Here is a 2,691-nt window from a genome sequence, read left to right as displayed (position 1 = left end):
GCCCCGGGCGGTGCGTCAGACCGCCGACGTCGGCCGGACCGCCGGTTCGGCCGACGCGGCCAGGGGACGGCGGGTGAGCAGGCGGTCCACGGCGTACGGGCCGGAGCCGAGCGCCGCGATGGCCAGGAAGGCCCAGCAGAACAGCACCGAGGGCTCGCCCCCGTTCTGCAGCGGCAGCAGCGCGTGCTCCTGGTGGACGGTGAAGTAGGCGTAGGCCATCGAGCCGGAGCAGAGCAGCGCGGCCACCCTGGTGCCGGCGCCGAGCAGCACCAGGGCGCCGCCGACCAGTTGGATCAGCGCGGCCCACCAGCCGGGCCACTGGCCGAGCGGGACGGTGCCGCCGCCCTTGGCGCCGCCGAGCACGCCGAACAGCGAGGCGGCGCCGTGGCAGGCGAAGAGCAGGCCGACGACGATCCGGAACGCCGTCAGCACGACGGGTCTGACGGCGTCGGCGGTCTGCCGGGAGTGGGCGGGACGGGATGTGGACATGCGAAGCGCCTCCTGTGGGGGAAGGAGGTGGATGTGGGAGCGGTAAGGGTAGCCATGGTCTAGTCCACTTGGCAATGCTCCGTCAGGGGTCAGGTCTGGACCACTGATCGCCCTTTCTTGACCGAACGATCCAGAAAGGGCTACTGTTCCCGGCATGGCGCGCACGAAGGAATTCGACCCGGACGCGGCGCTGCAGGCGGCCCTGGAGCTGTTCTGGCAGCGCGGCTACGAGGCCACCTCGATGGCCGACCTGGTCGAGCGGCTCGGCATCGCCCGGGCCAGTCTCTATGCGACCTTCGGCAGCAAGCGCGAGCTGTACCTGCGGGCGCTGGAGCGCTACTGCGAGCAGAGCGACTCGGCGCGGCTGGACGAGCTGTCCCAGCCGGGCCCGGCGCTGCCGGCGGTCCGCGCGCTGGTCCGCCACTACGCGACGGCGGGGGAGGAGGAGCGGCGGCTCGGCTGCTTCGTCACCAACACGGCGGTGGAGCTGGCCCCGCATGACCCGGTCGCGTCCCGGCGGGTGGAGGCGAGCTTCGACCGCCTGGAGACGCTGCTCGCCGCCGCCCTGGCGCGGGCCGCCGCGCAGGGCGAGCTGCCCGCCGGGCGGGACCCGCGGGCGCTCGCCCGGATGCTGGTGGTGCTGCTCCAGGGCATCCGGGTGGTGGGCAAGACCGCCGACGGCGCGCCCCTGGCGCGGGACGCCGCCGAGCAGGCGCTGGCACTGCTGGACTGACGCCCGGCCGGTTCGGGTCGGCGTCTTCTGCTGGGCTCATACTGGACCGAATGGTCTACATAGGGGGGAGGGTTTTACATGGCCGTCATCACTACCGGCCGGTACGGCTTCGCGCTGCTCGGCATCGTCCAGGCGGTGCTGATCTTCACGATCACGATCCTGACCGTGCCGCTGCCGCTGGTGGCACGGGAGTTGGGGCTCGGCCCGTCCGGGGTGCTGCTGCTCAGCGCCGCCTACGGCCTCTCCTTCAGCTCCCTGCTGCTGCTCGGCGGACGGCTGACGGACCGACACGGCGGACGCCCGGTGCTCCGGGCCGGCCTGCTGCTGCTCGCCGCCGCCTCGATCGCCTGCGCCCTCGCGCCCGGCTACCCCGTCCTGCTGGCGAGCCGCTTCGTGCAGGGCGCGGGCGCGGCCCTCACCGCCCCGGCGGCGGTCGCCGTGGTCCGGGTGCTGCATCCCGAACCGGCCGCCTACCGCCGGGCGATGGCCACCTGGGGCGGCCTGTCGGTGCTCGGGGCCACCGTCGGCAGCGTGGTCTCGGGCGCGGTCGCCGCTACGGTCTCCTGGCGCTGGCTGTTCGCGGTGCCCGTCGTGGTCGCCCTGGCCGGCCTCGCCCGCTCCGGAGCCCTGCCCGCCGCTCTGCCCGCAGCCCTTGGTCATGCCCGCGCCGTCCGCCGACCGGCTCTCGACCTGCCCGGCGCCGCCCTCGCCACCGCCGGTATCTGCGCGGCGAGTCACGCCCTGGTGGCCTCCACCGAGCAGGGCTGGCGCAGCCCCGGGACGTACGGCCCGCTGGCCGCCGGACTCGTCCTGCTGCTCGCCTTCGCCGCCGTCGAGCGCCGCACCGCCGACCCGCTGCTGCCACCCGGCTTCCTCGCCGACCGCCGCCGCGCCACCGCCCTCGCCGCCGTCATGGCCACCGCCGCCGGCACCGCGCTCACCTTCGTCCTGCTCTCGCTCTACCTCCAGCAGCTGCGCGGCTGGAGCGCCGCGGCCACCTCCGCCGCCTTCCTGCCGTACGCGGTGGTCCTGCTGCTCTCCGGCCGGCTGGCCGGCCCGCTGACCGTCCGGTACGGACCGGTGGCGGTCACCGCCGGCGGCCTCGCCGTGGGGGCCACCGGACTCGGCCTGCTGGCCGGGCTCGCCCCCGGCAGCGGCTACCCCCTCGGCCTGCTGCCCGGACTGCTCCTGCTGCCCGCCGGCGCCGCCGCGGCCTTCGCCGGGGCGGCCGTGCTCGCCACCGGCGGGGTGCCGCCCGAGCGCACCGGGCTGGCCGCGGGAGTGTTCAACACGGCCATGGAACTCGGCCCCACGGCCGGACTGGCCGCCCTGATGGCGCTCGCCGCCACCCGCCCGAGCGTCGTCGGCGGCTACGCCGCGGCCTTCGCGGCGGCCGCCGCGGGGCTGGCGCTCACCGCCGTCGCGGTCGCCGCCCTGCCCCGCGCCACCAGCGCCACCAGCACCACCCC

The 2,691-nt window shown here is 75.9% G+C and carries 3 protein-coding genes; 2 read left to right on the top strand and 1 reads right to left on the bottom strand.

Annotation, left to right across the window (positions count from 1 at the left end; translation table 11 throughout):
• Positions 1–15 precede the first annotated feature (15 nt).
• On the bottom strand, positions 16–489 hold the full coding sequence (locus tag ACFU6K_RS36040; protein ID WP_380670410.1) for a DoxX family protein: 474 nt from the start codon (positions 487–489) through the stop codon (positions 16–18).
• A 154-nt stretch (positions 490–643) separates the two neighbouring features.
• Here ACFU6K_RS36040 and ACFU6K_RS36035 point away from each other — a divergent pair, with 154 nt between their 5' ends.
• Positions 644–1,222: a TetR/AcrR family transcriptional regulator gene (locus tag ACFU6K_RS36035; RefSeq protein WP_380670408.1), complete on the top strand. Its 579-nt coding sequence runs from the start codon at positions 644–646 to the stop codon at positions 1,220–1,222.
• Positions 1,223–1,300: 78 nt separating this feature from the next.
• A partial coding sequence (locus ACFU6K_RS36030) for an MFS transporter (protein ID WP_380670406.1) occupies positions 1,301–2,691 on the top strand: 1,391 nt, incomplete at its 3' end.

Source organism: Kitasatospora sp. NPDC057512 (assembly GCF_042802135.1).
In the GTDB taxonomy this organism is placed as follows: Bacteria; Actinomycetota; Actinomycetes; order Streptomycetales; family Streptomycetaceae; genus Kitasatospora.
This window is presented reverse-complemented; position numbering and strand designations above follow the sequence as displayed.